At 73.1% G+C, this 21,344-nt stretch carries 21 protein-coding genes; 13 read left to right on the top strand and 8 right to left on the bottom strand.

All coding sequences use genetic code 11. The features are described from left to right. Positions 1–124: 124 nt before the first annotated feature. From OHV05_RS08920 to OHV05_RS08910, 3 genes are read left to right on the top strand one after another with little or no spacing between them, the layout of a single operon-like run. The gene (locus OHV05_RS08920; RefSeq protein ID WP_405017179.1) at positions 125–1,372 is read left to right on the top strand and encodes an alanine racemase; all 1,248 of its coding nucleotides are present in this window, start codon (positions 125–127) and stop codon (positions 1,370–1,372) included. Then, positions 1,372–2,970, top strand: a complete 1,599-nt coding sequence (locus OHV05_RS08915; RefSeq protein WP_405017178.1) for an amidohydrolase family protein — start codon at positions 1,372–1,374, stop codon at positions 2,968–2,970. Before OHV05_RS08920 ends, OHV05_RS08915 begins: the two co-directional genes overlap by 1 nt. After that, positions 2,967–3,602, top strand: coding sequence for a bifunctional 4-hydroxy-2-oxoglutarate aldolase/2-dehydro-3-deoxy-phosphogluconate aldolase (locus tag OHV05_RS08910; RefSeq protein ID WP_405017177.1), 636 nt, complete (start codon positions 2,967–2,969; stop codon positions 3,600–3,602). The genes OHV05_RS08915 and OHV05_RS08910 overlap by 4 nt, the downstream gene beginning before the upstream one ends. On the opposite strand, the gene OHV05_RS08905 is transcribed toward OHV05_RS08910, so the two are convergent. Further along, complete coding sequence (locus OHV05_RS08905; protein ID WP_403033040.1) at positions 3,589–3,882, bottom strand: barstar family protein; 294 nt, start codon at positions 3,880–3,882, stop codon at positions 3,589–3,591. The two genes, OHV05_RS08910 and OHV05_RS08905, sit on opposite strands and share 14 nt — an antisense overlap. A 98-nt stretch (positions 3,883–3,980) precedes the next feature. Here OHV05_RS08905 and OHV05_RS08900 point away from each other — a divergent pair, with 98 nt between their 5' ends. Next, positions 3,981–4,538: a DoxX family protein gene (locus OHV05_RS08900; protein ID WP_403033037.1), complete on the top strand. Its 558-nt coding sequence runs from the start codon at positions 3,981–3,983 to the stop codon at positions 4,536–4,538. A gap of 8 nt (positions 4,539–4,546) precedes the next feature. Here the strand turns inward: OHV05_RS08900 and OHV05_RS08895 are convergent, their stop codons facing one another. The 4 genes from OHV05_RS08895 to OHV05_RS08880 form a co-directional block, all read right to left on the bottom strand. Then, positions 4,547–5,548, bottom strand: coding sequence for an NlpC/P60 family protein (locus tag OHV05_RS08895; protein WP_405017176.1), 1,002 nt, complete (start codon positions 5,546–5,548; stop codon positions 4,547–4,549). An 87-nt stretch (positions 5,549–5,635) separates the two neighbouring features. Further along, positions 5,636–6,127 carry a hypothetical protein gene (locus OHV05_RS08890; RefSeq protein ID WP_405017175.1) on the bottom strand — a complete coding sequence of 164 codons (492 nt, stop codon included), beginning with the start codon at positions 6,125–6,127 and terminating at the stop codon, positions 5,636–5,638. An 89-nt stretch (positions 6,128–6,216) separates the two neighbouring features. Continuing rightward, positions 6,217–7,092, bottom strand: coding sequence for a M56 family metallopeptidase (locus OHV05_RS08885; RefSeq protein ID WP_405017174.1), 876 nt, complete (start codon positions 7,090–7,092; stop codon positions 6,217–6,219). Then, on the bottom strand, positions 7,089–7,481 hold the full coding sequence (locus OHV05_RS08880; RefSeq protein WP_405017173.1) for a BlaI/MecI/CopY family transcriptional regulator: 393 nt from the start codon (positions 7,479–7,481) through the stop codon (positions 7,089–7,091). Before OHV05_RS08880 ends, OHV05_RS08885 begins: the two co-directional genes overlap by 4 nt. Before the next feature lie 96 nt (positions 7,482–7,577). Between OHV05_RS08880 and OHV05_RS08875 the strand changes: the two genes are divergently transcribed. After that, positions 7,578–8,069, top strand: coding sequence for a hypothetical protein (locus OHV05_RS08875; RefSeq protein WP_405017172.1), 492 nt, complete (start codon positions 7,578–7,580; stop codon positions 8,067–8,069). 327 nt (positions 8,070–8,396) lie between these two features. Further along, complete coding sequence (locus tag OHV05_RS08870) at positions 8,397–10,205, top strand: glycosyl hydrolase family 18 protein (RefSeq protein ID WP_405017171.1); 1,809 nt, start codon at positions 8,397–8,399, stop codon at positions 10,203–10,205. Positions 10,206–10,288: 83 nt separating this feature from the next. On the opposite strand, the gene OHV05_RS08865 is transcribed toward OHV05_RS08870, so the two are convergent. Next, positions 10,289–10,849, bottom strand: a complete 561-nt coding sequence (locus OHV05_RS08865; RefSeq protein WP_405017170.1) for a MarR family winged helix-turn-helix transcriptional regulator — start codon at positions 10,847–10,849, stop codon at positions 10,289–10,291. A gap of 122 nt (positions 10,850–10,971) precedes the next feature. Here OHV05_RS08865 and OHV05_RS08860 point away from each other — a divergent pair, with 122 nt between their 5' ends. From OHV05_RS08860 to OHV05_RS08840, 5 genes are all read left to right on the top strand, one after another. After that, a complete protein-coding gene (locus tag OHV05_RS08860; RefSeq protein WP_405017169.1) occupies positions 10,972–12,255 on the top strand; it encodes an MFS transporter in 1,284 nt (427 codons plus the stop codon). A 101-nt stretch (positions 12,256–12,356) separates the two neighbouring features. Next, entirely contained in the window at positions 12,357–13,730 is a 1,374-nt protein-coding gene (locus tag OHV05_RS08855) for an FAD-binding oxidoreductase (protein ID WP_405017168.1), read from the top strand. A 74-nt stretch (positions 13,731–13,804) separates the two neighbouring features. Continuing rightward, positions 13,805–15,364, top strand: a complete 1,560-nt coding sequence (locus OHV05_RS08850; protein ID WP_405017167.1) for a dolichyl-phosphate-mannose--protein mannosyltransferase — start codon at positions 13,805–13,807, stop codon at positions 15,362–15,364. Next, positions 15,343–15,729 carry an ABC transporter permease gene (locus OHV05_RS08845; protein WP_405017166.1) on the top strand — a complete coding sequence of 129 codons (387 nt, stop codon included), beginning with the start codon at positions 15,343–15,345 and terminating at the stop codon, positions 15,727–15,729. Before OHV05_RS08850 ends, OHV05_RS08845 begins: the two co-directional genes overlap by 22 nt. 223 nt (positions 15,730–15,952) lie before the next feature. Further along, positions 15,953–16,537, top strand: coding sequence for a TMEM165/GDT1 family protein (locus tag OHV05_RS08840; protein WP_405017165.1), 585 nt, complete (start codon positions 15,953–15,955; stop codon positions 16,535–16,537). A gap of 31 nt (positions 16,538–16,568) precedes the next feature. On the opposite strand, the gene OHV05_RS08835 is transcribed toward OHV05_RS08840, so the two are convergent. Both OHV05_RS08835 and OHV05_RS08830 read right to left on the bottom strand, forming a co-directional pair. Further along, entirely contained in the window at positions 16,569–17,546 is a 978-nt protein-coding gene (locus OHV05_RS08835) for a protein kinase family protein (protein ID WP_405017164.1), read from the bottom strand. 7 nt (positions 17,547–17,553) lie between these two features. Beyond that, entirely contained in the window at positions 17,554–18,555 is a 1,002-nt protein-coding gene (locus tag OHV05_RS08830; protein WP_405017163.1) for a peptidoglycan-binding protein, read from the bottom strand. Positions 18,556–18,804: 249 nt separating this feature from the next. Here OHV05_RS08830 and OHV05_RS08825 point away from each other — a divergent pair, with 249 nt between their 5' ends. Together OHV05_RS08825 and OHV05_RS08820 are read left to right on the top strand one after the other, a co-directional pair. Next, positions 18,805–20,856, top strand: a complete 2,052-nt coding sequence (locus OHV05_RS08825; RefSeq protein ID WP_405017162.1) for a DHA2 family efflux MFS transporter permease subunit — start codon at positions 18,805–18,807, stop codon at positions 20,854–20,856. Between the two features lie 53 nt (positions 20,857–20,909). Then, positions 20,910–21,338 (top strand): PPOX class F420-dependent oxidoreductase, encoded by a 429-nt coding sequence (locus OHV05_RS08820; RefSeq protein WP_405017161.1) that lies wholly within the window; start codon positions 20,910–20,912, stop codon positions 21,336–21,338. Positions 21,339–21,344: the final 6 nt, after the last annotated feature.

Here is a 21,344-nt window from a genome sequence, read left to right as displayed (position 1 = left end):
GGGCCTCTCGATCGGCGGGTGCGTTGACCGGTGGTCTGGACCTGATGTTAGATCAGGCTCGGCAGATATCGCAACGACCGTTGCGCATGGCGCAACGAGGGAACGGTGGGCCGTGGTGGAGCTGATGGACCGTGGACGGGTGGCGGCGCTGGCCGACGAGCGGCTGGACTGGCGGTTCAAGGCCGTCCCGGCCGCTGCCTGGGGCCTGACGGCCGCCGAGTGGCTGGCCGGATCGCCGACCCTGGACGACCTCGGCACCCCGCTGGTCACCCTGGACGCGGGCGCGCTCGACCACAACCTGGCCACCATGGCGGCGTACTGCGCCGAGGCCGGGGTCGGCCTCGCCCCGCACGGCAAGACCACCATGGCCCCGGTGCTGTGGCAGCGTCAGCTGGACGCCGGGGCGGCCGCCATCACGCTGGCCAACCTTCCCCAGGTCCGGGTCGGCCGGGCCTTCGGCCTGCGCCGGATCCACCTCGCCAACGCGCTGCTCGACCCGGCCGGTCTGCGCTGGCTGGCCGCCGAACTGGCCGCCGACCCGGAGTTCCGGTTCTCCTGCTGGGTGGACTCGGTGCGCTCGGTCGAGCTGATGGCGCGGGCCCTGCGCGGCGCCCCCGCGCCGGTGGACGTCTGCGTCGAACTCGGCGCCCCCGGCGGCCGGACGGGCTGCCGCACGGTGGACGAGGCGGTCGAGGTGGGCCGCGCGGTGGCCGCCGCCGACGGACTGCGGCTGGTCGGGGTGAGCGGCTACGAAGGTGCGCTGGCCCATGACGCGAGCGCCGGCTCGCTCGGCACGGTGGCCGGGTACCTGCGCGAACTGGGCGGTCTGTACCGCCGGTTGGAGGACCGGTTCGACCCGACCGCCGAGCAGATCTGGGTGACCGCCGGCGGCAGCGCCTACTTCGACACGGTGGTCGAGGAGCTGGGCGCCGTGGTCGGCGGCCGGGGGCGGCTGGTGCTCCGCTCCGGTGCGTACCTGGCGCACGACGACGGCTTCTACCGGGGCATCTCGCCGCTGGCCCGGGGCGGCGGTGAGGGCTTCAGGTCCGCCCTGCACGGCTGGCTGCGGGTGGTCTCCCGGCCGGAGCCCGGGCTCGCCCTGCTGGACGGCGGCAAGCGCGACCTGTCCTTCGACGAAGGGCTGCCGGAGCCCCAACTCGTCCGCGGGCGCGGCCCGTCGGGCGGTCGGATCACCGCGCTGAACGACCAGCACGCCTTCCTCCGGGACGCCGAGGTCCAGGTCGGCGAGGTTGTCCGGGTCGGCCTCTCGCACCCGTGCACGGTCTTCGACAAGTGGTCGCTGCTGCCGGTGCTCGACTCCGCGGACGTCGAACTCCCGCGTGTGGTCGACCTGGTGCGGACGTACTTCTGATGGCGGCCGACTTGCTGATCAAGGGCGCCTGGGTGATCGACGGCACCGGGACGGGCCGCCGCCGGGCCGATGTCGCGGTGGAGGACGGCGTGATCGTCTCCGACGCCGCCACCGCCGACCGGGTGATCGACGCCGAAGGGCTGGTGCTCGCCCCCGGGTTCATCGACCTGCACGCGCACTCCGACCTGGCGGTGCTCACCGAGCCCGACCACCTGGCGAAGATCAGTCAGGGCGTCACCTGCGAGGTGCTCGGCCAGGACGGCCTGTCCTACGCCCCGGTGGACGACCGGACGCTGGCCGCGCTGCGCCGCCAACTCGCGGGCTGGAACGGCGATCCGGCCGCTTTCGACTGGGACTGGCGCAGCGTCGGCGAGTACCTGGACCGGCTGGACCGCTCGCACCTGGCCGCCAACGCCTGCTACCTGGTCCCGCACGGCACCCTCCGGGCCCTGGTGGTCGGCTGGGACGACCGCCCGGCCACCGGGCAACAGCGCGACCGGATGCGGGAGTTGCTCGACCAGGGCCTGGCCGAGGGTGCGGTCGGGATGTCCAGCGGACTGACCTACACCCCCGGCATGTACGCCGACACCGCCGAACTGGCCGTGCTCTGCGAGGTGCTGGCGGCCCGGGGCGGCTACCACTGCCCGCACACCCGCTCGTACGGGGCGGGCGCGCTGGAGGCGTACGCCGAGGTGATCGAGCTGTCCCGGCGGACCGGCTGCGCGCTCCATCTCACCCACGCCACCATGAACTTCGGGGTGAACCAGGGCCGGGCCGGCGAGTTCCTCGCGCTGGTCGACGCCGCGCTCGGCCAGGGCGTGGACGTCACCCTGGACAGCTACCCCTACCTGCCGGGGTCCACCACGCTGGCCGCCCTGCTGCCGTCCTGGGCCACCGAGGGCGGCCCGGCCGCCACGCTGACCCGGCTGCTGGAGCCGCCCGCCCGGGAGGCGATCCGGGTCGCGGTGGAGGAGACCGGCAGCGACGGCTGCCACGGCGTGGTCGCCGACTGGCGGACCGTCCAGATCTCCGGAGTGCGCAACCCCGACCTGGCCGACACGGTCGGTCTGACGGTGCAGCAGGTCGCCGACCGCTGGGGGAGCACCGGCACCGCCGCCTTCCTGGAGCTGCTGGTCCGCGACGAGCTGGCCACCGGCATCCTCCAGCACGTCGGTCACGAGCAGAACGTCCGGGAGATCATGCGGCACCCCGCGCACTGCGTGGGCAGCGACGGCCTGCTGGTCGGCGCCCGCCCGCACCCCCGGGCCTGGGGCACCTTCCCGCGCTATCTGGGCCACTACGCCCGGGAGTTGGGCGTGCTGACGCTGGAGCAGGCGGTGGCCAGGATGACCGGCCGCCCGGCCCGGCGACTCGGCCTGGCCCGGCGCGGACTGATCCGGGACGGCTACGTGGCCGACCTGGTGCTGTTCGACCCGGCGACGGTGCGCGACACCGCCACCTTCGAGCAGCCGAGGCAGCAGGCCGAGGGCATCCCCTGGGTCTGGGTCGGCGGGGTCGGCGTGATCGAGGACGGCAAGGCGACCGGCGCACGCCCGGGACGGGCACTGCGGCGGCAGGCGGACGGAGGAGTGCGATGAGCAGCGGGTCGGACGGGCTGGACGGGTTGGCGCGGGACCGGGTGATCGCGGTGGTCCGCGCCCCGGTGATCCCGGACGCGGCGGAGCTGTGCGCGGCGTTGGTGGCCGGCGGCATCCGGTGGATCGAGTTCACCTACACCACCCCGGGCGTGGAGCTGCACCTGCGGCGGGCCGCCGAGGTGGCCGACCGGCTCGGCTGCCGGATCGGTGTCGGGACCGTGCTGACCGCCGAGCAGGCCAGACGCGGCGTCGCGGCGGGCGCGCAGTACCTGGTCACCCCCGGCGTCCGGGCCGGCCTGGCCGACGCGGCGGGCGGGGTGCCGGTGGTGATGGGCGCCCTGACGCCCAGTGAGGTGGCCACCGCCGTGGACCTCGGGGCGGCGGCCGTGAAGATCTTCCCGGCCCGGGCCTTCGGCGCCGGCTACTTCCGCGACCTGCGCGGCCCCTACCCCGACGTCTCGCTGGTCGCCTCCGGCGGGGTCAACGCGGGCAACGCCGCCGACTTCCTGACGGCGGGCGCGCTGGCGGTCTGCGCGGGCAGCGAGGTGGTGGCCCCGGCGGTGGTCGCGGCCGGCGGCTGGAGCGGGGTCGAGCTGCGGGCCAGGGAGTTCGTGGCCGCTATCGCAGGGTGACCGTCACGCCGCCCGCGCGGAGCACGTCCAGGATCGCGTCGAAGTACCGCTGCTCGCTCCCGGGCAGGCGCCGGGTGAGCGCCGCCCGGGCCCGCGCGGCGTCGTGCCAGACCAGGCCGAACGGCGCCTCGGGGCCGTAGCCGCCGCGCAGGCAGTCGGCCAGCGCGTCCAGGTTGCGGCCGTAGTAGCCGTCCGGGGCGGCCAGCGCGGTGGCCAGCGCGGCGTAGAACGACGGCTCGTCGGTGATCGCGGCACCACGCAGGTGGTAGGTGGTCGGCATCGGGGTCCTTCGCTCGGATGGCGGCCCCGGGTCGAAGGCCCGCCGGGTCTGGGGTGGGATGAGGAGGCCGGTCTTCCTCCCGAGAGCTGAGGCCCATCATGACCTGTCCGAACCGTAAGGACCTAGGGCTGCTCGCGCTGCGCGCGGCGGTCGGCGGCGTCCTGGTGGCGCACGGCTCGCAGAAGTTGTTCGGCTGGTTCGGCGGTGGTGGCCTGGAGGGCACCGCCCAGGCGATGGAGCACATGGGCTTCGAACCGGGCCGGCAGAGCGCGATCGCCTCCGGCCTGGGCGAGACCGGCGGCGGGGCGATGCTGCTGGTCGGCCTGGCCACCCCGGCGGCCGGCGCGATCGTGGCGGGCACCATGGCCGGTGCGATCGCGGTGCACGCCCCGGGCGGCTTCTTCGCCACCGCCGGCGGCTACGAGTACCCCGCCGTGCTCGGCACCTGCGGCCTGGCCCTCGGCGTGGCCGGGGCCGGCCGCTACTCGCTCGACCACCTGGTCGGCCACCGCTTCGACGGCGCCGGCCTGGGCCTGCTCGCCTTCGTCGCGAGCGCGCTCGGCGCGGCGGCCGTGGTGACCCGCCGTCAGGACGTGGTCCGCCGCCGGGAGGCCCGGGCCGCCGACGAGGAGGCGGGCGTCTCCGGCCTGTCCTGACCCGGTGCTCAGTAGCGCATCGCGCCGGCGAAGGGCATCACGTCGTACGGCACGATCTCGACCGTCTTGCCGGTGCGCGGGGCGTGCAGCAGCCGGCCGTTGCCCAGGTAGATCCCGACGTGGTGCAGGTCGTCGTAGTAGAACACCAGGTCGCCGGGCTGGAGTTGGTCCCGGGCGATCTTCTTGCCCGCCGCGTACTGGGCCTGCGAGGTGCGCGGCAGCGAGATGCCGCCGGCCGCGAAGGCGCGCAGGGTGAGGCCGGAGCAGTCGAAGGAGTTCGGGCCGGCCGCGCCGTAGACGTACGGCTTGCCGAGCTGGGCGTGGGCGAAGGTCAGGATGTCCTTGACCCGGCCGGTGGCGGGGCCGCTGTACGGCAGCCGGGCGGTGACGCTCCGGGAGGCGGCGGCGCCCCCGGCGGTCCCGGCGACCACCTTGGCGCGGTCCTCGGCCTTGAGGCCGTTCAGGACGGTCTGCACCTTGGCCAGCTTGGCCTGCACCTCCTGCTTCTTGGCGGCGGCCGCCCGGCGGGCCTGGTCCAGCTCGGCCAGCCGGCCTGCGGTCTCGTCGCGCAGCTGGTCGAACCGTTTCTGCTGGGTCGTCAGCAGGCGCAGGGTGTCCGCCTGGGTGGCGGTGGCCGCGTCCTGCAGGCTGGCGCCGTCCAGGTACTCGGTGGCGTCGGCGGTCAGCATCAGCCGCAGGGTGGGGTCGACCCCGGCCGAGCGGTACTGCTCCGCGGCCACCGCGCCGAGCGTCTCGCGCAGCCGGTTGAGCTGGTCCTGCCGGGTGGCCACCTGCTGCTGCAGGGTGCCGGCCGTTGCCTGGAGCTGCTCCTGCTTCTCGTTCAGCCCGTTGTAGAGCTCGGTGTCGGCCTCGGCCTCCTCGTACAGGTCGTCCACCTGGCGCTGGACCTGCTCCAGCGAGGGCTTCGGCTCCGCCACCGCGGGGGTCGAGGTGAGCAGCAGTGCGGCCCCGGCGGTGAGGGTCAGGGCGGTCAGACGGCGGGCGGCCAAGGCGTGCTCCCGAGCTTGACGACTAATCTCCTAAGGAAATTAGTACGAGGATCGCCGTCAGGGCAAGTGCCGACCCCTGCGGGCCCGTCAGCCGGGGCGGTGCCCGGTGCTGCGCTGCCAGCGGAGGTGGGCGGCGGTCAGCTCGGCGCGGGCCTCGCGCAGGGTCCGGTCCTCGCGCTGCTGCTCCAGCAGCAGATCCCGGTCGGCCCTGGCGGTCTGCTGCGGGATGGTGTCGGACCGGGCCAGTGCCAGCGCGCGGCGGGCCCGGTCGGCCCGGTCGTCCCGGTGCAGCAGGCAGTCGTCCTCGGCGAGCTCGGCCACCCGGTCCTGCAGCTCGGTGATCCGGCGGCGGTACTCGGCCTCGGTGGCGCGGATCTCCCGCTCGGCGGCGGACCGCTCCCGGGCCCGGTCGTGCTCCACCTCGCGGACCCGGCGGCGGCCGGCCGCCAGCCCGGCCCGCTCGGCGGCGTACGCCCGGCCGAAGGCGCAGGCCCAGCCGCCCGGGTAGCTGTGCAGCCGGTTGCCGACCCAGACGGCGACCGCCGCCAGGACCAGCAGCGCCGACATGACGAACGCCATGCCCCACTCCCCCCGAAGCCCAGGCCGAAGCCGGCCCACACAGGGAGACCTGCCCGGGCACGGGGCCGGTGACACCTGCTCAGGTCACGTCAGGTCAGGTGCGGCAGGCAGACCAGCAGCAGCGGCAGCCCGGCCAGCCCGGCCGGGGCGGCGGCGGTGAGCGCCAGCAGCGGGCGGGGGGCCGGGTGGTGGTGTGCCAGCCGCTCGATCCTGGCCAGTCCCTGGTGGCCGGCGGTGAGCGCGGTGGCGGGCGCCAGACCGGCGGCCACCACGCCCATCGCGGTGGCCAGCGCCCGGGGGGTGTGGCTGCGCAGTGCCCGGTCGTCGGCGGCCATCTCCAGCAGGGTGCGGACCTCGGCGGAGACCAGCCGTCCGAGCGGCAGTCGGCCGAAGGTGCCGGCCACCGCCTCGGCGGCGCAGGCGGCCAGGTGGTGACGGCCGGTCAGATGGGCCCGCTCGTGCGCCAGGGCGGCGGCCAGCTGCGGCGGGGTGAGCGCGGCCAGCGCGCCCCGGCTGACCACGATCCGGGCGTGCCGCCCGGGCAGGCAGTAGATGGTGGGCGTCGGGTGGTCCAGCAGCAGGGCGCCGGGCACCCGGCCGCGGTGCGCGGCCAGGTCGAGCAGGGCGCGGTGCCGGCGGCGCCCCCGACGGGCGGTGCCCAGGCTGTGCAGCAGCCGGGCGGCCGGGTAGAGCAGCACCAGGGCGGCCGCCGCCGGGGCGGTGCCGGAGACCGCCTCGGGGGAGAGCCCGCACAGGTGCAGCAGGCCCGCGTGGTGGTGCGGGGCCGGGTCGATCAGCTGACGGACGGTGAGCGCGACCGAGCTGACGGCGGACAGTCCGAGCGCGAGCCAGGTGACCACGCCGAGCACCGGCGCCCGCCTGGTCCAGCGCGCGCCGGCCAGCAGCGGCGGCAGCGCGACGGCGGTCAGCACCGCCCAGAGCCCGAGCAGGACGGCGGCGCTCACCGCTCGCCGGTCCGGTCGTCGTGCTCCGCCGCGTCCAGGGCGGCCAGCGCCCGGCGCAGCGCGGCGACCTCGTCGGTGCTGATCTGCTCGACGAAGTGGGCCAGCGCGGCCGGGGTGTCGGAGGTCGAGCCGAGCGCCTCCTGCATCAGCGTGGCGGTGTAGGAGTCGCGGCTGCGGGCCGGTTCGTAGACCCAGGCGCGGCCCGACTTGTGACGGTTCAGCAGGCCCTTGGTGTGCAGGATTCCGGCCACCGTCATCACGGTGGTGTAGGCGACCGGCCGCTTGGCGTTGAGGTCGTCGACCACCTCCCGGACAGTGGCCGGGCGGCCCCAGCTCCAGAGCCGGTCCATGATTTCGGCTTCGAGTTCGCCGAGGCTGCGTACCACCATGCGGCCATCGTAGTCACCCGGATGCCGCGTCCTGGTGGCCCCGGGGATACCGCCCCCGAAGGGTGGGGGACAGGTCCGGACGAGTGGAGGTCGTTGATGCGTCGGTTGGTCGTGGGTGCGGTGGTGGCGGGTGGACTGGTGCTGACCGGGTGCTCCTCGGACGGGGGCTCGGCCTCCTCGGCGGTCCAGTCGGGGGCCTCCGCGCTGGCCTCGGCGGCGAGCAGTGCGGCGAACGGCTTCGCCTCCTCGGCCTCCTCGGCCGCCGCTTCGGCGGGGGCGGCCGCCTCGTCCGCGCTGGCGAGCGTGAAGGGCGGTCTGGACGCCACGGGCGACGTCGCCCTCGGCACCGTGGTGACCGACTCGGACGGCAAGTCCGACGTCCCGCTCACGGTCACCAACAAGACCTCGCAGCCGTACCGGTACACGATCCAGGTCAGCTTCGAGGACGGCTCGGGCAATCTCCTGGACGCGGCCGTGGTCACCGTCCCCGAGGTGGCGGCGGGCGGGACGGCCCAGGCGACCGCGAAGAGCAACCGCAAGCTGGACGGCACCGTCACCGCCAAGGTGGGCAGCGCGCTGCGGTACTGACCCGATCCGACCGAAGTTGACGAGATGTGATCAGGAGTTTGGCCGGTCCCGCACAGTGCGGGACCGGCTTTTCGCTGGTCAGGGGTGAGTCGAACCTTAACGGGAGCTCAAGGTCCAATGCCGGGTCTTGACGGGGGAGTTGGTCTAGTCCATTTTTATGGCCAGGTGCAGGGAGCCCCCGGCCGGCATCGGTGGTCCAGACCTCCGGTGCCGGTCCGGCCTCCCCGCTGCTCGACCTCCACTGGCGTGCCCTCCGGTTGTGCGGCCCCACCCCGTGCGTCCGTCCAAGTGGCCCGGCAGTTCCCCCACGACCTGGAGGGTCACGACATGACTCGAGTTTCCCTGGAGCCGACGCACCGTCGGCGTCCGAAGGGCCTGGCCGCGCTCGCGGCGGGCACGGCGGCCTCGCTGCTGCTGGGCTCCGCCCTCGCGCTGAGCGCCGGCACCACGGCGTCGGCCGCCGCCGGCAACACCACGGGCGCCCCGGCGACCAGCGGTGGCATCAAGGTCGCCTACTTCGACCAGTGGTCGATCTACGGCAACGCGTACTACCCGAAGACCATCCAGGACACCGGCGTCGCCAAGAACCTGGACTACATGATCTACTCGTTCGCCAACATCCACCCGACCAACCTCTCCTGTTTCGAGGCCACCAAGGCCGCGTCCCAGGACGAGAGCAACACCAGTGCGGGTGACGGTGCGGGCGACGCGTTCGCCGACTACCAGAAGACCTTCGACGCGAACACCTCGGTCGACGGTGTCGCGGACGTCTGGGGCCAGCCGATCGCGGGCAACTTCAACCAGCTGAAGAAGCTGAAGGCGAAGAACCCCAACCTCAAGGTGCTGCTGTCGATCGGTGGCTGGACCTACTCCAAGTACTTCTCCGACGCGGCCGCCACGGACGCCTCGCGGAAGAAGCTGGTCTCCTCCTGCATCGACATGTTCATCAAGGGCAACCTGCCGGTGGACGCCGGTTACGGCGGCACCGGTTCGGCCGCGGGCATCTTCGACGGCATCGACATCGACTGGGAGTACCCGGGCGGCGGCGGCCACGCGGGCAACCACGAGAGCGTGAACGACAAGCAGAACTTCACGCTGCTGCTCAAGGAGTTCCGCACCCAGCTGGACGCCCAGGGTGTCACCGACAACAAGACCTACGGCCTCGCGGCCGCGGTCGGTGCCGGCCAGGACAAGATCAAGAACATCGAGACGGACAAGGTCGGCCAGTACCTGACCTTCCTCGACGTGATGACCTACGACATGCACGGTGCCTGGGACGCCAAGGGCCCGACCAACCACCAGGCCCCGCTGTACTCCGGCCCGAACGACCCGATGACCCCGGTCAAGCCGGGCACCGGCAAGTACTCGATCGACGCCGCCGTCAAGGCCTGGACCGTGGGTGACGCCGAGTACGGCATCCCGGGCGGGTTCCCGGCCAAGAAGATCAACATGGGTATCCCGTTCTACTACCGCGGTTGGACCGGTGTTCCCAACAACGGTGTGAACGGCCTGTTCCAGAGCGCGACCGGCCCCGCCGCCGGTGCCGCGATGTCCGGCAACGTGCCCGGCATCCAGATGTACAAGGAGCTCGCGGGCTTCGTCGACAACCCGGCCAAGACCTTCTGGGACGACACCGCGAAGACCACGTACTTCTACGACGGCTCCACCTTCTGGACCGGCGAGGACGCCCGCTCGATCCAGGCCAAGGTCGACTACGCGCACTGCAACGGTCTGGGCGGCTCGTTCGCCTTCTCGCTCTACGACCTGGGCACCAAGACCACGCTGTTCGACAAGATGGTCACGGCCACCAACGGCTCCGCCGCCAACTGCCCGGCCGCGCCGACCAACTCCCCGTCGCCGAGCCAGTCGGCCAGCCCGTCCGCCTCGGCCTCGCCGAGCACCTCGGCCTCGCCGTCGCCCTCGGTCACGCCGACCCAGTCGGCCAGCCCCTCGGCCAGCCCGAGCATCCCGGCCAACGCCTGCGCCGCCTCCTGGGCCGCCGGTTCGGTCTACGCCACGCCGACCAAGGTCTCGTGGAAGGGCCACAACTACACCAGCAAGTGGTGGACCACCAACGAGGACCCCTCGCTGAGCGGTCAGTGGGGTGTCTGGACGGACAACGGCACCTGCGTCTGATGACCTGACCTGCTGAACGACCTCTGCCCCGCCGGGCTGTGACCGGCGGGGCAGAGTCGTGTCCGGGGCCGGCTGCCGGGCCGTCAGGTCAGGTCGTCGGTCCGGCCGAGGGCGTCCGGCTGGGTCTCCTCGATCCGGCGGAGCATCCGGCCGAGCATCTCGGACAGGGCCGGGCGCTCGGCGGTGGTGATGTCCTGGAGCAACTCCTCCTCGAAGACCGCGGCCATCCGCATCGACTCCAGCCACTTGGACCGGCCGTTCGCGGTCAGCTCGATGATCACCCGGACCCGGTTGGCCTCGTCCCGCTCACGGGTGACCAGGTCCTCCGCCACCATCCGGTCGATCCGGTGGGTCATCGCGGCCGGGGTCAGGCCGAGCCGCTTGGCCAGCTCGCCCGGGCCCAACTGGTAGGGGCTGCCCGCGACCACCAGGGCCTTGAGCACCTCCCACTCGGCGGATGTGATTCCCAGCACGGTGAGCTGACGCCCGTAGGCGACGTTCATCCGCCGGGCGACCCGGCCGAGGGTCGACACGATGGTCTCCACCTGGGGGTCGACCAGGGGGAATTCCCGCTGGTAGACGGCCACCTGCTCGGCGATGGCCAGTTCGCCCGGGTTCGGTGACGCGGGTCTGGGAGTGCTCATGCTCCCCATTCTCCCACGGGCCGATGTAGGAGTTAAGGCTTTGACAGCGAAGGCTTCCGATCCTTAGAGTTTAGCTCTGAAATCTTCTGAGCTTAAAAGTATCCAGTGAAAGGGTGTGCACGGTGAAGCAGCAGGGCAGGCGTCTCGGGGCGGGAGGTCCGCTGCGCCGGGTCCAGATCGGGAACGCGCTCAGCGCGTTCGGCAGCGGCTTCACGATGCCGTACATGTTCGTCTACGTGGACCAGGTGCGCGGCCTGGGCTCGCTGGCCGCCGGGATGGTCTTCACCGTCTTCGCGCTGGCCGCGCTCGCCGTGCTGCCGTTCACCGGCCGGGGCATCGACCGGTACGGGCCGCGCCCGGTGCTGCTGATCGGTGCCGCACTGGCCGCCACCGGCGCCTTCGCGTTCGGGCACGCCACCGGCACGCCGGCCCTGCTGGTCTCCTCCTTCCTGTTCGGCGCCGGGGTGACGACCTGTCAGCCGGCCCTGGCCACGATGATCGTGCGCTGCTCGACCAAGGCCACCCGTTCGCGGGCGTTCGCGCTCCAGTTCACCCTGGTCAACCTGGGGATGGGCATCGGCGCGCTGGTCGGCGGCCAGATCGTGGACGTCGCCGACCCGGCCAGCCTGACCCGGCTGTTCACCATCGAGGCGCTCACCTTCCTCGGCCTGGCCCTGGTCACCGGCACCGCCCGGATCCCGGCCGCCGCCCCCGTCCTGGTGGCCGCGACCGGCCCGACCGGTCTGCGCGCGCTGGTGGCCGACAAGGCGATGCTGCGGCTCTGCCTGCTCGCCGGGCTGATCTTCTTCACCTGCTACGGCCAGTTCGAGTCCGGGGTGGCCGCCTTCGCCACCGACACGGTCGGCACCGCGCCGTCCACCCTGGGCCTGGCGATCGGCGCCAACGCGCTGACCATCGTGGTGCTGCAGATGTTCATGGTGAAGCTCACCGAGCGCCGTCGCCGCACCACCGCGATGGCCGCCGCCGGCCTGGTCTGGCTCGGCGCCTGGACGATGGCCCTGCTGGCCGGTCTGGTCCGGTCCGAGGCGCTGGTCGCCACCATCGCGATCGTGGCCGTCTACGCCCTGTTCGGCGTCGGCGAGTCGCTGCTCGCGCCGACCCTGGGCCCGATCGTCGCCGACCTGGCCCCGGCCCGGCTGCTGGGGACGTACAACTCCGGCTACGCGCTGGTGAAGCAGATCGCCATCGCGGTCGGCCCGGCCGTCGGTGTGCTGCTGGTCGGCTCCGGCACCTGGCCGGTCTACCTGGCCGCGATGGCGGCCTGCACGCTGCTGATCGTGGTCCTGGCGGTGCGCCTGCGCCGCCACCTGACGCCGGCTCAGGACAACGCCGGCCCGGCCGTTCCGGTGGCCGTGCCGGTCCGGGCGCTGGAGACCGCGGCCTGACCCGTCCCCGGCCGCCGCACTCCGCGCGGAGTGCGGCGGCCGGGGATACGCTCAGAAGAGCGCGAAGCGCGCCGGAGCGGCCCTGGAGAAGGGCGGACACCATGGCTGCCGCACTGCACCCCCAGCTGCTGACCGACCTGCGATCCGGCTTCGCCGGGGAGCTGCTCACGCCGGGGGACGGTGAGTACGACAGCGCGCGGGTGGTCTTCAACGCGATGATCGACCGACATCCACAGCTGATCGCCCAGTGCGCGAACCCGGCGGACGTGGCGGCGGCGATCGCCTTCGGCCGGGAGCAGGGCCTGGAGATCGCGGTCCGGGCCGGCGGCCACGCCGTCTCGGGCGTCTCGGTCAACGACGGCCTGGTGGTCGACCTGCGGCGGATGAACTCGGTCGTGGTGGACCCGGAGGCCGGGGTGGCCAGGGTCGCCGGCGGCGCCACCATGAGCGACTTCGACCGGGCCACCCAGCCGTACGGACTGGCCGTCACCGGCGGGCGCGACTCCAGCACCGGTGTGGCCGGCCTCACCCTGGGCGGCGGCTCCGGCTGGCTGGAGCGGAAGTACGGACTGGCCTGCGACAACCTGCTGGCGGCGAAGCTGGTGACCGCCGACGGCGAACTGCTGGCGGTGGACGAGGACCGGCACCCCGAGCTGTTCTGGGCTCTGCACGGCGGCGGTGGGAACTTCGGCGTGGCCACCGAACTCACCTTCCGGCTGCACGAGTTGCCGACCGTCACGATCGCCATGCTGCTCTGGCAGCCGGAGTCCGGGCCGACCGTGCTGCGGCACTACGTGGACTACATGGCGACCGCGCCGGACGAGGTCGGCGGAGCCTTCGTCTACTTCACCGGACCGCCGGAGGAGTTCGTCCCGGCCGGGCTGGTCGGGCGGCTCACGGCGGCGCTGCTGCTCACCTACGCGGGCGGCGAGCAGGCGGGCCGGGATGTGTTCCGGCCGATGCTGGGGTACGGGCACGCGGGCGAGATGATCGCCGAGCTCCCGTACGCGGACTTCCAGTGCATGCTGGACGACCCGCCCGGCGAGCGGAACTACTGGTCCGCCGAGTACCTGAACGGCTTCCCCGGGGCGGCCGCCGACCTGTTCTGCGGCCGGGCCGCCGAGATGGTGGTGCCCTCCGCCTCGATGCACGCGGTCTTCCCGCAGGGCGGCGCGGTGGCCCGGGGCGGCGACCACCCGGTGCCCTGGCGGGCCGCGCCCTGGGCGGTGCACCCGTTCGGGGTCTGGGAGGACCCGGCCGACGACGCCCGGGGGCGGCAGTGGGCGCACGACGTCTGTGCGGACCTGCAGCCCTGGTCGATCGGCGCGGTGTACCTGAACTTCATCGGCGACGAGGGCGCCGAGCGGGTCGCGGCCGGGCTGGGCACCGGCAACGCCCGGCGGCTGGTGGCGGTCAAGTCCGCCTACGATCCGGAGAACGTCTTCCACCTGAACCACAACATCGTCCCGGCCTGAGGGCGCGTCACGGCTAGGATTCCTGACAAAGACGACAAAGCTGTCGGGTAATCAGGCGATGAATCGGCGAGGTCATGACGCAAGCGGTGGTGGGCGGGACCGTCGTCGAGGAAGCGGCAGCACCGGAGGCGAGGGCCCGGTCGTGGGTGGTCCGGCGGGCCGACTGGCTGGGCCCGTCGGCGGTCGCGCTGTTCGCCGGGCTGCTGCGGTTCTGGGACCTGGGCTCGCCGAACGCCTTCGTCTTCGACGAGACCTACTACCCGAAGGACGCCTGGTCGCTGCTCCGGCAGGGCTACGAGGGAACCTGGCCGGACAACGCCAACGAGCAGATCCTGGCCGTCCCGCAGGTGGTCCCGCTCGGCCCCGCCCCGGAGTTCGTGGCGCACCCGCCGGTCGGCAAGTGGGTCATCTCGCTGGGCGAGTGGGCGTACGGGCTGCACCCGTTCGGCTGGCGGGTGGCGGTCGCGCTGCTGGGCACCCTGACGGTGCTGATGCTGGCCAGGATCGGGCGGCGGCTGCTCGGCTCGACGCTGCTGGGCTGCGTGGCGGCCCTGCTGCTGGCCGTGGACGGGCTGCAGTTCGTGATGAGCCGGGTCGGGCTGCTCGACGGCGTGCTGATGTTCTTCGTGCTGGCCGCCTTCGGCTGCCTGCTGGTGGACCGGGACCACGCCCGGGGCCTGCTGGCGGCCGCCCGGGCGGAGGGCGGCCGGGCCGGTGACGACGTACGGCTGGGCCTGCGCCCCTGGCGGGTGGCCGCCGGGCTGCTGCTCGGCCTGGCCTGCGCGACCAAGTGGAACGGCCTGCCGGTGCTGGCGGCCTTCGGCTTGCTGACCGTGCTCTGGGACCAGGCCGGGCGCCGCTGGGCCGGTGCCCACCGCCCCTGGCCGAGCATGCTGCGCCGGGACGCGCTGCCCGCCCTCGTCTCCCTGGTCGGCGTCGCGGCCGTGGTCTACCCGCTGTCCTGGGCCGGCTGGTTCCTCACCGGCGGCGGCTACGACCGGCAGTGGGCCGACGACCGGTCGAGCGCGGTCGGCTGGATCCCCGCGTCGGTGCGCAGCTGGTGGCACTACCAGGACCAGATGCGGGAGTTCAACACCGGCCTCAGCACCCCGCACACCTACCAGTCCGGGGCCTGGAGCTGGCTGGTCCAGGCCCGCCCGGTCAGCATGTACTGGCAGCAGGTGCCGGAGGGTCAGCAGGGCTGCACGGCACCGGGCGGCTGCGCCTCGCAGATCCTCGCGCTCGGTACGCCGCTGCTCTGGTGGACCGCCTGCTTCGCGCTGCTGTACGTGCTCTGGCGGTGGTTCTTCCGGCGGGACTGGCGCTCGGGTGCGGTGCTCTGCGCGGTGGCCGGGATCTACCTGCCGTGGTTCCTGTTCCAGGACCGGACCACCTTCTCGTTCTACATGGTGGTGCTGGTGCCGTTCCTCTGCCTGGCGGTGGCCCAGCTGCTGGGGGCGATGCTCGGCCCGCCCGGCTGCTCGGCCGAGCGGCGGCGGTGGGGTGCGGCGGCTGCGGGCCTGCTCGTGCTGGCGATCGTCGGCTGCTTCGCGTTCTTCTACCCGCTGTACACCGCCGAGGTGATCCCGATGACGTCCTGGCAGGACCGGATGTGGTTCGTCAGTTGGATCTGACGGCCACTCAGCCGACCGCCCAGCAGCTGCTGCCGGTCGGCCCCGCGCTCTGGGCGGCCACCGCGCTGCTGCTGGCGGCCGGTGCGGCGGTGGCCGGGTGGGGGCTGCTCGGCCACGGTCGGGCGGTGCTGCGGGCGGGGGCCAGGGCGGCCGTCCAGCTGGCGGTGGTCGCGCTGGTGATCGCCTGGGTGGTCGGTTCGATGTGGACCTCCGCGCTGTTCGTCCTGGTGATGTTCGTGGTCGCGGTGCGGACGGCCGGGCGGCGGATGACCGAAGGGCCCGGCTGGTGGTGGGCGGTGCTGCCGATCGGGGCCGGGGTGCTGCCGGCGCTGGCGCTGGTTGGCCGTGGTGCGGTCACCGGGTAGGGTTGGCGGTTGTTGAAGGGGAGTAGCCCTCCACCGGAGCGTCGACATACTGGCCCGCGACTCGCGCGGGGGCCCGGTGCCCGGGACATCCGTTTGCTTGCGGGTGTTGGCGAGACCTTCGGCCGCAGTGCTGTGATCATTTACCAGTGCTGTCGGGCCGGAGTGTCCCCTGACGGGCCATCATCGGCCGGGCAGCCCGACCCGATGAAGGGCTTTCTCTCCGATGAGTCTGACCATTGCCGCGATCACCTTCGGCATCGTCTTCCTGGCCGAACTTCCGGACAAGACCGCGCTGGCCAGCCTGGTGCTCGGCACCCGCTACCGGGCGAGCTACGTCTTCGCCGGGATCGCCGCCGCCTTCGCGCTCCAGGTCGGCCTGGCGCTGGCGGCGGGCAGCCTGCTGGCGCTGCTGCCGCAGCGCTGGGTGGAGGGGGTGACCGGCGTGCTGTTCCTGGCGGGCGCGCTGATGCTGCTCTGGCCCAAGGGTGACGAGGACGAGGACGGCGAGGCCAAGGAGCCGTCCTCGACCAGCTTCTGGAAGGTGGCCGGCGCCAGCTTCCTGGTGGTCGCGGTGGCCGAGTTCGGCGACCTGACCCAGATCATGACGGCCAACCTGGCGGCCAAGTACGCCGACCCGCTCTCGGTCGGGATCGGTGCCTGGCTGGCGCTCTGCGCGGTGAGCGGGATCGCCATCCTGGGCGGGCAGAAGCTGCTGCAGTACGTGCCGATGAAGGTGATCGTGCGGGTGGCGGCCGGGATCATGCTGCTGATGGCGAGCATCAGCCTGTTCAAGGCGATCACCGGCTGAGCCCGGCCGGCCTCGGACCGGGTGCCGGGGCTCAGTCGAGCGGGTAGCGGGTCGACTTGTCGGCCCGCAGCCCGTCGAGGAAGCCGCGCATCCGGACGGCGGTCCCGGCGTGCCGGTCCAGCAGCGCGGCCAGCTCCGGCGCGGTGCCGGCCGGCCGCCGTCCGTCTGCCCAGGCGGCCGCCAGCCCCTCCGGGAGGTGGTGGTTGAGCAGGTGGGCCACCGTGTAGGCCGCGTCGTAGCCCCGGTGGCGGTCGAGGAACTCCCGCTCGGTGCGGGAGAGTTCGAAGGTCTCGCCGAGGGCGAGGCCGAAGTCGGTCAGGTAGAGCAGGTGACCGTCCGTCAGCACGTTGCGGAAGTGCGCGTCGAAGTGGATCAGGCCGCGGTCCCGCAGGAACGCCGTGGTGTCGGCCAGTCGCTGCGCCACCCACGGGTACGCGGCGGCGTCCTGCCCGGCCAGCCAGCTGCCCAGGGTGTGCGGGACGTACTCCAGGAAGAGCACCACGGCCGCCTCGGCGCCGAGCAGCCCGGTGAGCCTGGCCCGGACGGCCGGGGAGCCGCCCCAGTACGCCACCGCGCCGTCCAGTCCGCCGAGGAAACCGACCAGGGCCTCGGCGGGCGGCGGATCGGCGGGGAGCACCCGGGCGTGGTGGAGCAGCGGGAAGTCCGGCCGGCTGCCGTCCAGCACCCATCCGGTGGTCAGCTCGTGCACGGCCAGCTCGCGCCAGGCCCCGAACCCGGCCGAGCCGACGCCGTACTGGTAGTACCCGGGGAGGTCGAACAGGTTGGCGGTGGAGTGCAGGTGCTCGGGGCGCTGCTCCAGGGCGGTCAGCGGGACGCGTTTGACGAAGACCTGTGCGCCCTCGACCTCCAGCAGCGAGGTCACGCCGCCGATCCCGGTGCCGAGCGGGGCCGCCGCGTCGAGCAGTCCGGCCAGCTGGTGGTCGCCCAGCCCGGCGAGCCGGTCGGCCACCCGGTGGTGGGCGGCGAGGCGGGCGGTGTGCGTGGTCACCGGGGCGTCAGTCCGTCATGCTCTCGAGGGCCGCGCGGGTGGCGGGGCCGTAGACGCCCAACGGGTCGTCGAGCCTGGAGGGGCCGTAGTAGGCCTGGAAGTCGCTGACGGCCTTCTCGGTCTTCGGGTCGAAGTCGCCGGTGGCGAGCGAGGAGCCGTACTTCCACCAGAGCACGTCGGCGATCCGGCTCTGCATGTCCTTGACGTCGGCGCCGTGCATGTCCCGCTTGAGGGTCCGGGGCCCGGTGGGGACCGGCGCGGGGGGTGTCGGGGTGGCCGACGGCGTCGGGGTGGGCGTGGGACTCGGGCTCGGGCTCGGCGTGGGGGTCGGGGTGGCCGAGGGGCTGGGCTTCGGCTTGGCGCTGCTGCGGCTCGCGGAGGGCGTGGGGGTGTCCGAGGCGGACGGGGACTCGACGACGGCCACGGCGGGCGGGGACACGGTGGGCTGGTGGCTGCCGACCGGGACGGGCAGCGCCCGGTCGTGGTTGACCGGGGTGTCGTCGGGGCCGAGCACCAGGGCCAGGCCCGCGCCGATCGCGGCGACGCCGACCCCGGCCGCGATGATGACGGTCCGTCGGCGCCCGGCCGAGACCTGCCGGCTGAGCCGCCGCTCGGCCCGGCCGCCCGGAGCGGGCTCGCCGGGGGCGGGGCGGAAGCCGAAGACGCCGAGGTCCGGGGTCGGGGCGGGCTCGGGCGTCCACTGGGGCGGGGTGGGTATCAGCTGGAGGCTGGGCGGGGTCTGCGGCGGCGCGACCGGTGGTCCGACCGGCGGCCCGGCGGGCGGTGCCGGCGGGACGGGCGGCATCAGCCGGGTGGCGAAGGCGTCGTTCGGCGCGGGCACCACCTGGGTGGTGAACGGGTCGGCGGGCGCCGGGGCGCCCACGTACGGCCGGACCAGCTCGGGTGCGTCGAGCGCGGGCAGGACGGTGGTGTCGTCCGAGGGGGCACAGGAGGGACAGCCGTCGGCGCCCCCGACGGTGCCGCAGACGGGGCAGCGCGCTCCCGACATGGGCCGGTCCTCCTCGGTGACGGTGACGAATGGGACCTGATTATGCAGCAGGTTCCGGTGGGTGGACAGGCGCGTGGAGAGGCTTGTCCCGGTTGGTGGTGATACCGGAGATGTGAAGGATGGATGACCGCCGACGGTACGGATGGCGCAGGCAGCTGACGGCAAATCGGACATGGCTGACTTATGGTGAGACTGAAGGATCATCAGCCCGGGTGCTGGTCAGGCCCGTCGTCCCACCGAGGAGCAGGTATGGCGGAGGCCGCCGCGCCGGAGGGTGTCCAGGAGCAGCAACCCCCGGAGGTGACGGTCCACAACCTCTGGGTCCCGATCGGCGCCCTGCTGCTGGCGATGCTGCTGGCCGCGCTCGACCAGACCATCGTCTCCACCGCGCTGCCCACCATCGTGAGCGACCTCGGTGGCCTGGAGCACCTGTCCTGGGTGGTCACCGCCTACCTGCTGGCCTCCACGGCGGCCACCCCGCTGTGGGGGAAGCTCGGCGACATGTACGGCCGCAAGCGGCTGTTCCAGACCTCCATCGTGATCTTCCTGATCGGCTCCGCGCTCTGCGGACTCTCGCAGAACATGGGCGAGTTGATCGCCTTCCGGGCGCTTCAGGGGCTCGGTGGCGGCGGCCTGATGGTGCTCTCGCAGGCGATCGTCGGCGACCTGGTGGCACCCCGGGAGCGGGGCAAGTACCAGGGCCTGTTCGGCGCCGTCTTCGGCGTCACCAGCGTGCTCGGGCCGCTGCTCGGCGGCGTCTTCGTGGACAACCTGAGCTGGCGGTGGGTGTTCTACATCAACCTGCCGATCGGGATCGTCGCCCTGGCGGTGATCGCGACGGTGCTGCACGGCACCGAGGTCAAGCGCGAGCACACCATCGACTACCTGGGCACCGCCCTGATCGCCTCGGTGGCCACCTGCCTGGTGCTGATGACCTCGCTCGGCGGGGTGACCTGGCCGTGGGGCTCCTGGCAGGTGGTCGGCCTCGGGGCGCTGGGGGTGGTGCTGCTCGGCTTCTTCGTCGCGGTGGAGCGCAGGGCGGTCGAACCGGTGCTGCCGCTCAAGCTGTTCCGGTCCAGGACCTTCAGCCTGGTCGCGGTGATCTCCTTCGTGGTCGGCTTCGCGATGTTCGGTGCGCTGACCTACCTGCCGACCTTCCTCCAGGTGGTCATGCAGGTCTCGCCGACCATGTCCGGCATCCACATGCTGCCGATGGTGCTCGGCATGCTGTTCACCTCGATCGGCTCCGGCCAGATCGTCGCCCGGACCGGCCACTACCGGGTCTTCCCGATCGCGGGCACCGCCGTGACCGCCGTCGGTCTGCTGCTGCTGTCCCGGCTCACCGAGCACAGCTCCACCACCGAGATGAGCGTCTACTTCCTGGTCTTCGGGCTCGGGCTCGGGCTGGTGATGCAGGTGCTGGTGCTGATCGTGCAGAACTCGGTCGGCTACCAGGACCTCGGTGTGGCCACCGCCGGCGCCACCTTCTTCCGCTCGATCGGCGCCTCCTTCGGCGTCTCGATCTTCGGCACCGTCTTCGCGAGCGGGCTCAACCGTCGGCTCGCCGAGGACCTGGTGGGTGCCGACCTGCCGCCCGGCTTCCGGGCGGACAGCATCGCCCAGGACCCCCGGGCGATCGGCGCCCTGCCGGACTCCGCCCAGGCCGGGATCCACCACGCGTACGCGGAGTCGATCACCCAGGTGTTCCTGTACGCGGTGCCGATCGTGGTGGTCGCCTTCGTGCTCTCGCTCTTCCTGCGCGAACAGCAGCTCCGCTCCACCGTCACCGCCCCGGACCTCAGCGAGTCGATCGGCCTCAACCCGGTGGAGCGCTCCTCGCTGGACGAGATCGCCCGGGCGCTCGCGGTGCTCGGCACCCGGGACGCCCGCCGCGACCTGTTCCGCCGGATCACCGTCGAGGCCGGGCTCGACCTGCTGCCCGCCTCCAGCTGGCTGATCCTGCAGATGCAGCGGCACGGCTCGGTCGAGCCCGCCGAACTGGCCGAGCACAGGATCGTGCCGATCGCGGTGATCGAGGCGGCCGTCCGGGAGGTGGAGAGCCGGGGCCTGGCGGTCCGCAACGGGCTGCCGCTGCGGCTCACCGAGCCGGGCGCCGAGGTGGCCGTCCGGCTGGTCGCCGCCCGGCGGGCCCAGCTCGCCCGGCTGCTCGGCGACTACGACGAGAAGCAGTTCGGCGAACTGGCCGACCTGCTCACCCGCCTCAGCTCCCAGCTGGGCGGCGACCGCCCGGACCGGGCCGGCCCCGAACACCGGCAGGCCGGGGAGGGCCGGACCTACTGAGCGGCCGTCAGGGGCGGGAACAATCCGCTGCCGGAGGAGAGTTGGCAACCGACATGACCACCACCCCGCTCGACCCGCGCACCCTGCTGGCGGAGAGCCGGCTCGCCGTCCTCGCCACCATCAAGGCGGACGGCCGCCCGCAGCTCTCCCCCGTCATGCCGTTCTACGACCGGCAGGCCGAGGTCCTGTACGTGTCGATGACGGAGGGCCGCGCCAAGACCGCGAACCTCCGACGGGACCCGCGGGCCACCCTGGAGGTCACCGCCCCGGACGGCTGGAGCTGGGCCACCGCCGAGGGCGTCGCGACCCTGACCGGGCCGGGGACGGACCCGTACGGTCCCGAGGTCGAGGAGCTGGTGCGCTACTACCGGCTGGCCGCCGGCGAGCACCCGGACTGGGACGAGTACCGGGCCGCGATGGTGGCCGACCGGCGGGTGCTGATGACGATGACGGTCGACCACGTGTACGGCTCCCGGGCCTGACCCCAG

The organism is Kitasatospora sp. NBC_00070 (genome assembly GCF_045041205.1).
GTDB lineage: Bacteria > Actinomycetota > Actinomycetes > Streptomycetales > Streptomycetaceae > Kitasatospora.
The sequence above is the reverse complement of the archived record's forward strand: the minus strand, read 5'-3'. Positions and strand labels throughout refer to the sequence as shown.

Coding starts and splice junctions, on each gene's coding strand:
- OHV05_RS08920 (WP_405017179.1), top strand. CDS start 125: ATGGACCGTGGACGGGTGGCGGCGCTGGCCGACGAGCGGCTGGACTGG.
- OHV05_RS08915 (WP_405017178.1), top strand. CDS start 1,372: ATGGCGGCCGACTTGCTGATCAAGGGCGCCTGGGTGATCGACGGCACC.
- OHV05_RS08910 (WP_405017177.1), top strand. CDS start 2,967: ATGAGCAGCGGGTCGGACGGGCTGGACGGGTTGGCGCGGGACCGGGTG.
- OHV05_RS08905 (WP_403033040.1), bottom strand. CDS start 3,882: ATGCCGACCACCTACCACCTGCGTGGTGCCGCGATCACCGACGAGCCG.
- OHV05_RS08900 (WP_403033037.1), top strand. CDS start 3,981: ATGACCTGTCCGAACCGTAAGGACCTAGGGCTGCTCGCGCTGCGCGCG.
- OHV05_RS08890 (WP_405017175.1), bottom strand. CDS start 6,127: ATGGCGTTCGTCATGTCGGCGCTGCTGGTCCTGGCGGCGGTCGCCGTC.
- OHV05_RS08880 (WP_405017173.1), bottom strand. CDS start 7,481: ATGGTGGTACGCAGCCTCGGCGAACTCGAAGCCGAAATCATGGACCGG.
- OHV05_RS08875 (WP_405017172.1), top strand. CDS start 7,578: ATGCGTCGGTTGGTCGTGGGTGCGGTGGTGGCGGGTGGACTGGTGCTG.
- OHV05_RS08870 (WP_405017171.1), top strand. CDS start 8,397: ATGACTCGAGTTTCCCTGGAGCCGACGCACCGTCGGCGTCCGAAGGGC.
- OHV05_RS08865 (WP_405017170.1), bottom strand. CDS start 10,849: ATGAGCACTCCCAGACCCGCGTCACCGAACCCGGGCGAACTGGCCATC.
- OHV05_RS08855 (WP_405017168.1), top strand. CDS start 12,357: ATGGCTGCCGCACTGCACCCCCAGCTGCTGACCGACCTGCGATCCGGC.
- OHV05_RS08850 (WP_405017167.1), top strand. CDS start 13,805: ATGACGCAAGCGGTGGTGGGCGGGACCGTCGTCGAGGAAGCGGCAGCA.
- OHV05_RS08840 (WP_405017165.1), top strand. CDS start 15,953: ATGAGTCTGACCATTGCCGCGATCACCTTCGGCATCGTCTTCCTGGCC.
- OHV05_RS08830 (WP_405017163.1), bottom strand. CDS start 18,555: ATGTCGGGAGCGCGCTGCCCCGTCTGCGGCACCGTCGGGGGCGCCGAC.
- OHV05_RS08825 (WP_405017162.1), top strand. CDS start 18,805: ATGGCGGAGGCCGCCGCGCCGGAGGGTGTCCAGGAGCAGCAACCCCCG.
- OHV05_RS08820 (WP_405017161.1), top strand. CDS start 20,910: ATGACCACCACCCCGCTCGACCCGCGCACCCTGCTGGCGGAGAGCCGG.